The sequence below is a fragment of the Actinotalea sp. genome (genome assembly GCF_041597215.1).
GTDB lineage: Bacteria > Actinomycetota > Actinomycetes > Actinomycetales > Cellulomonadaceae > Actinotalea.
In genome coordinates this window covers 1-5,832 of sequence record NZ_JBFHHB010000205.1, presented here as the reverse complement: position 1 = coordinate 5,832, position 5,832 = coordinate 1, and the positions used below count along the sequence as shown (strand labels likewise).

The window sequence follows — 5,832 nt, the reverse complement described above, 5'->3', positions numbered from 1 at the left end:
TCAGCTTCGACCTGGACTGGCGGCCCTTCCACGACGACGGCTCGATGGACGAGGGCGCCACCGGCTGGGGTTACCTCGTGGTGCGCAGCTCCGCAGACACGCCCTGGCGCATCTTCGACCAAGGCGTGGGCTGACCGGGGCACTCCTCCGCCGCGAACGGCTCGGTCGGCAGCCCGCGGGTCGGGGCCGGGTTTCGTCCTCCTCGATCCCGTGCACCGGTGGGCCGTCGTGGCTGGTGTCGCCGGACTGGTCGCGGCCGCCTGAGCGGCCGGCTTCCTGGCCGGACGACGGGCCACCTAGCCACACCCACCACGCCGCTCGACACGCGGGGACGACGACGGGCGGGACGTCCCGCGAGACTGTCGTACACCTCTCGGGTCGTCCAGCCCGTTTCCGTGCCGGCGATCGACTCCTCAGCCGCGCACGAGGCGGACCATGTTGTCGATCCGGATCGCGTCGCCCTGGGGGCCGTTGCCCTCGGGGTAGTCGGAGGCGTCGCCCTCCTTGGGGTCGCTGCGCTGGGCGCCGGCGCCGTGGACGTCGGTCCAGCCGCTGTCCGAGGAGTACCCGAGGGCCTGACCGAAGGCCACGTAGGAGGCGTTGGCCCCGGGGGTGTCGCTGGTGCTGGCGTGCGTCGTGCTGCTCCAGTAGTAGCCGTAGTCGGTCTCACCGTCCTCGTTGGTGATCTCCGTCGTGAGGAACATCGGGTCGATCGCCGCGGTACCGGTGGTCTCCGGCGAGCGCGTGTAGTCCACGATGCTCTGCAGCTCCTTGACGTTCGGCAGGCGCCAGTCGCTGTAGCCCAGGTACTCCTCGGCGTTCATCTCCTCGACCCAGGCCAGGGCCTCGGCCCAGGTCATCCCGTCGGGGTCGACGGAGCCGCTGTCGTCCTGCGACCAGGTCAGGCCCGTGGCCTCGTCGGTGATGGTGCCGTCACCGTTGTCCTGGAAGTCGTTGACGCCGTAGGTGGAGTTCTCCTGGATGCAGGCGACCGTGAAGGTCTTGTCCTGGCCGTGCAGGGTCAGGCCGTAGCCCTTGATCCGGCCGTCGGCGAAGTTCACCCCGAACAGCAGCGGGTTCGACTCGTCGACGAAGGCCGTCGTGGTCGCGTACTGGGAGTCGATGATGCGCTCGTCGGCACTCGTGTCGCCGTACTCGAAGTCGAAGTAGTCGGTGTCGATGAACGGGGTCAGGCCGGAGGTGTCGTCACTGTCGACCTCGGTCGGGTCGGTGCCGGTGAAGTCCATCAGGGAGTACAGCTGCTTGATGCTCGGCAGCGACCAGTCGTCCGAGCCGGCCAGGCTCAGCTCCTCGCAGTAGGCCGCGGAGGCGTCCATCGAGAGCTTGTCCGTCGTGTCGAAGCTGCCGTCGCCGTTGGTGTCCGCCGACTGCGTCCACACCAGCCCGGTGACGTTGTCCGTCACGGTGCCGTCGCCGTTGTCGGTGTAGCTCGCGAGGTTGCCGTCGGTCTGCGCGTCCTGGCCGTAGTCGGCCTCTCCCGCTGCGGGGCACTCGATCTCGGCGCTGGCGCTGCTGTAGCAGGAGGTCTGGCCGGTGTCGACGATGGGGTAGGTGAGGTCACCGGTCGTGGCGACGGTGTCGTCGGTGGTCGTGGTCGTCTCGTCGGCGGCGGTGGTGTCCGCACCGGAGGTGGTCGAGGTCGTGGAGCTGCACGCCGTGGCGAGCAGGAGGGTGCACAGCAGCGGTGCAGCGAGCTTCTTCATGGCTCCACGTTCCCGATCGGACCTGTGCTCGTGCTGCGAGGTTCCTGTCGGTGACCTGAGCGCCACCTGGTGCCCACTGATACCCTACGGGGGTATGGTGTCCTCATCGGACGGAGAGGCGGAGCGCAGATGCCTGGCTACACCGGGAGCAAGGACGACTACCTCAAGCGCCTGGCGCGCATCGAGGGGCAGGTGCGCGGGATCAAGCGCATGGTGGACGAGGACACCTACTGCATCGACGTCCTGACCCAGATCTCCGCCGTGACGAAGGCCCTGCAGGCCGTCGGCCTCGGGCTCATGGAGGACCACCTCGGGCACTGCGTGGTCAACGCCGCGCGCGAGTCCCAGGAGGCCGGCGACGCCAAGGTGCGCGAGGCCGCCGAGGCCATCGCGCGACTCGTCCGCAGCTGAGGACGAGTCAGCACCCTCTCGCACCACCGCACAGCACCACCCACCCACCGGAAGGACGAATCCCCATGAGCACCCAGACCGTCGGCGTCGCCGGCATGACCTGTCAGCACTGCGTGCACTCCGTCAAGGAGGAGATCGGCGAGCTCGCGGGCGTCACCGACGTCCAGGTCGAGCTCAACAACGGCGGGACCTCGCAGGTCACCATCACCGCCGCCGAGCCGCTGGACGCGGACGCCATCGCCGCGGCCGTCACCGAGGCCGGCTACGCCGTCGTGCCCCCGAACTCCCTGCTCTGACGCCCGCACCGAACCGAGGACCCGAGATGACGCACGACGCCACCACCCCCACCCCGCCGAGCCCGCTCGAGCAGACAGCCGCACCGGTCGCCGTGATCGACCTCGCGGTCGGTGGGATGACCTGTGCGTCGTGCGTCGCCCGCGTGGAGAAGAAGATCGGCAAGGTGGCCGGCGCCACAGCGCTGGTCAACCTGGCGACGGAGTCCGCCCGGGTCGAGCTGAGCGACGACGTCGACGTGGACACGATCGTCCGGGCCGTCGAGGCCGCCGGGTACACCGCGACGGTGATGCGGGACAGCCGCGCCACCGTCGCGGCGGTCGGCGAGCACGAGCGGGAGATGGCGCTGTCGGGGCACTCGATGCCCGAGGGCGCCCCGACGGTCCACGAGGACACCTCCGACCCGGGTGAGGCGCGCGGCGCGGACCTGCGGCGACGCCTCGTGGTCGCCTCCGTCCTCAGCGTCCCGCTGGTGGCGATCTCGATGATCCCGCCGCTGCAGTTCGCCGGGTGGCAGTGGGTCGTGGCTGCCCTCGCGATGCCCGTCGTGACCTGGTCGGCCTGGCCGTTCCACCGCGCGGCCGCGCGCGCGGCTCGGCACGGCTCCTCGACGATGGACACCCTCGTCTCGCTCGGCGTCGTCGCCGCGACCGGCTGGTCCCTGTGGGCACTGCTGCTCGGCGGAGCCGGCGAGATCGGCATGACGATGACCCCGACGCTCCTGCCTCGCGCCGGGGCTGCGCACGGGACGCCCGAGCTCTACTTCGAGGTCGCCGCCGTCGTCACGACCTTCCTGCTCACCGGCCGGTACGCCGAGCACCGGTCCCGGCGCCGCGCCGGTGACGCGCTGCGCAGCCTGCTCGACCTCGGGGCCACCGAGGCGACGGTCCTGGTCACCGAGGGCGGCCGACGCGTCGAGCGGTCGATGCCCGCCTCCGCGCTGCGCGTGGGCGACCTGTTCGCCGTCCGCCCCGGCGAGAAGGTCGCGACCGACGGCATCGTCGTCGAGGGCGAGTCCGCCCTGGACACCTCCCTGCTCACCGGCGAGCCCGTCCCGGTCGACGTCAGCGTCGGCGACGCGGTGACCGGCGCGACGGTCAACACCTCCGGCTACCTCGTCGTCCGCGCGACGCGCGTCGGCGAGGAGACGACTCTTGCCCAGATCGGGCGGCTCGTCACGCAGGCGCAAACGGGCAAGGCCCCGGTCCAGCGCCTCGCGGACCGGATCTCCGCGGTCTTCGTGCCGATCGTCATCGGGCTCGCGGTCGCCACGGGTGCGGTCTGGCTGATCATCGGCGCCGGGGCCCAGCCGGCGTTCACCGCCGCCGTCGCTGTCCTGATCATCGCCTGCCCCTGCGCGCTCGGCCTGGCCACCCCGACGGCGCTGCTCGTGGGCACCGGCCGCGGCGCCCAGCTCGGTGTGCTCATCAAGGGCCCGGAGATCCTCGAGCGCACGCGCCAGATCGACACCGTCGTGCTCGACAAGACCGGGACGATCACCGAGGGCCGGATGCAGGTGGTCGAGGTCCTTCCCGCCCCCGGCGAGGACGCCGACGAGACCCTGCGCTTCGCCGGTGCCGTCGAGGCCCGCAGCGAGCACCCGATCGCCCGCGCCATCACCGCGAGCGCCCGCCTCACCGTCACCACGGGCGGAGCACCCGAGCCCACGACGATCGGCGCGGACGGCGTGCCGATCGGCGAGGACCAGGTCACCGAGTTCCGCAACGACGCCGGTCGCGGGGTCGTCGGCGTGGTGCGGACAGCCCACCGCGGGGTCGAGGTGAGCAGGCGGGTCCTGGTCGGACGGCTCAGCTGGCTGCGCGAGCAGGAGGTCGACACGACCGCGCTCGACGGGGTCGTGTCGATGGCCGAGCGGAACGGCGCCACCGTCGTCGTCGTCGCCTGGGCCGGGAGCGCCCGCGGCGCCGTCGTGCTGCGCGACCCGGTCAAGGAGACCTCGCTCGAGGCCGTCCGAGAGCTCGCGGCCCTCGGCCTGCGGCCCGTGCTGCTCACCGGCGACAACGCGTCCGTCGCCCGTGAGGTCGCCGCGAGGGTCGGCATCGACGAGGTCATCGCCGAGGTGCTCCCGCAGGACAAGGTCACCGCCGTCCAGGACCTGCAGCGCAAGGGTCATGTCGTGGCGATGGTCGGTGACGGCGTGAACGACGCCGCGGCCCTCGCGCAGGCCGACCTCGGGCTCGCGATGGGCACCGGGACGGACGTCGCCATGCAGGCGGCGGACCTCACCCTGGTCCGCGGCGACCTGCGCAGCGCCGGCCAGGCGATCCGGCTCTCCCGGCGCACCCTGCGGATCATCAAGCAGAACCTCTTCTGGGCCTTCGGGTACAACGTCGCGGCCATCCCGCTCGCCGCGCTGGGGATGCTCAACCCGATGATCGCCGGCGCGGCGATGGCCTTCAGCTCCGTGCTCGTCGTGACGAACTCCTTGCGCCTGCGCCGCTTCGAGTGAGTCGGGGCGGGGTCCCCGACCGTCGGGAGGCGCGGACTCCCAGGCGTGGCGCAGGATCGGGCCGTACCGTGTGCGCGTGTCCGCACAGCACCCCGGTCCCTCGTCGGAGCCCGCCCTGCCCACCACAGGATCCCCCGGGGGCAGGACCGCCCGGGACGGCCGCGAACGCCGCCGACTGACGGCCGAGGTCTGGATCGTCCTCGGCCTGTCCCTGGGCAAGTCGGCGATCTACGCAGCGGTGCGCCTCGCCGACCGGCTCACCGCCGGGACCCCGCTCGCTCAGCAGACGGCGACCCTCAACCCCACGCAGTCCTCGCGCGAGTGGCTCGACCTCACCTACCAGCTGCTCGGGATCGGGTTCGCCCTCGTCCCGGTCGCCCTGGCCCTGTACCTGCTGTCCGCGCCGCGCGGGCTGCGCGAGGTCCTCGACCGGATCGGGCTGAACGCCGCCCGTCCGGGCCGGGACCTGCTCGCCGGCCTCGGTCTCGCGGCCGCGATCGGCCTGCCCGGCCTCGCCCTGTACGCGGTCGGCCGTGCGCTCGGGCTCTCGGTCCAGATCGCGGCCTCCGGACTCTCCGGGCTGTGGTGGACCGTTCCGGTCCTGCTGCTCTCCGCCCTGCAGAACGCGCTGCTGGAGGAGGTCGTGGTCGTCGCGTACCTCATGGAACGCCTGCGTGATCTGCGGTGGCGGATGCCGGCGATCCTCGTCACCAGCGCCCTGCTGCGCGGCGCGTACCACCTCTACCAGGGTCCGGCGATGGCAGCGGGCAACGTCGCGATGGGCCTGCTGCTGGGCTGGTACTACCTGCGCAAGGGCCGGGTGATGCCGCTCGTCGTCGCCCACACGGCCCTCGACGTCGTGTCCTTCGTGGGGTACGCCCTGATCCCGGCCACGGTGCTCGCCTCCCTCGGCCTGTCCTGATCACTGGCCGC

The 5,832-nt window shown here is 71.9% G+C and carries 5 protein-coding genes; 4 read left to right on the top strand and 1 reads right to left on the bottom strand.

Translation table 11 applies throughout. The annotated features are described in order from the left end of the window. Nucleotides 1–413: 413 nt before the first annotated feature. Entirely contained in the window at nucleotides 414–1,724 is a 1,311-nt protein-coding gene (locus tag ABWK99_RS12775; RefSeq protein WP_372595084.1) for a DUF1566 domain-containing protein, read from the bottom strand. Between the two features lie 129 nt (nucleotides 1,725–1,853). Between ABWK99_RS12775 and ABWK99_RS12770 the strand changes: the two genes are divergently transcribed. From ABWK99_RS12770 to ABWK99_RS12755, 4 genes are all read left to right on the top strand, one after another. Then, on the top strand, nucleotides 1,854–2,135 hold the full coding sequence (locus ABWK99_RS12770; RefSeq protein WP_372595083.1) for a metal-sensitive transcriptional regulator: 282 nt from the start codon (nucleotides 1,854–1,856) through the stop codon (nucleotides 2,133–2,135). Nucleotides 2,136–2,200: 65 nt separating this feature from the next. Next, nucleotides 2,201–2,431, top strand: coding sequence for a heavy-metal-associated domain-containing protein (locus ABWK99_RS12765; RefSeq protein WP_372595082.1), 231 nt, complete (start codon nucleotides 2,201–2,203; stop codon nucleotides 2,429–2,431). 26 nt (nucleotides 2,432–2,457) lie between these two features. Continuing rightward, on the top strand, nucleotides 2,458–4,899 hold the full coding sequence (locus tag ABWK99_RS12760; protein ID WP_372595081.1) for a heavy metal translocating P-type ATPase: 2,442 nt from the start codon (nucleotides 2,458–2,460) through the stop codon (nucleotides 4,897–4,899). 115 nt (nucleotides 4,900–5,014) lie between these two features. Then, on the top strand, nucleotides 5,015–5,821 hold the full coding sequence (locus tag ABWK99_RS12755) for a CPBP family intramembrane glutamic endopeptidase (protein ID WP_372595085.1): 807 nt from the start codon (nucleotides 5,015–5,017) through the stop codon (nucleotides 5,819–5,821). The last annotated feature ends 11 nt before the right edge of the window (nucleotides 5,822–5,832 follow it).

Bases quoted from the DNA above. Each gene is read 5' to 3' on its own strand.
- ABWK99_RS12775 (WP_372595084.1), bottom strand. From the start codon at position 1,724: ATGAAGAAGCTCGCTGCACCGCTGCTGTGCACCCTCCTGCTCGCCACG.
- ABWK99_RS12770 (WP_372595083.1), top strand. From the start codon at position 1,854: ATGCCTGGCTACACCGGGAGCAAGGACGACTACCTCAAGCGCCTGGCG.
- ABWK99_RS12765 (WP_372595082.1), top strand. From the start codon at position 2,201: ATGAGCACCCAGACCGTCGGCGTCGCCGGCATGACCTGTCAGCACTGC.
- ABWK99_RS12760 (WP_372595081.1), top strand. From the start codon at position 2,458: ATGACGCACGACGCCACCACCCCCACCCCGCCGAGCCCGCTCGAGCAG.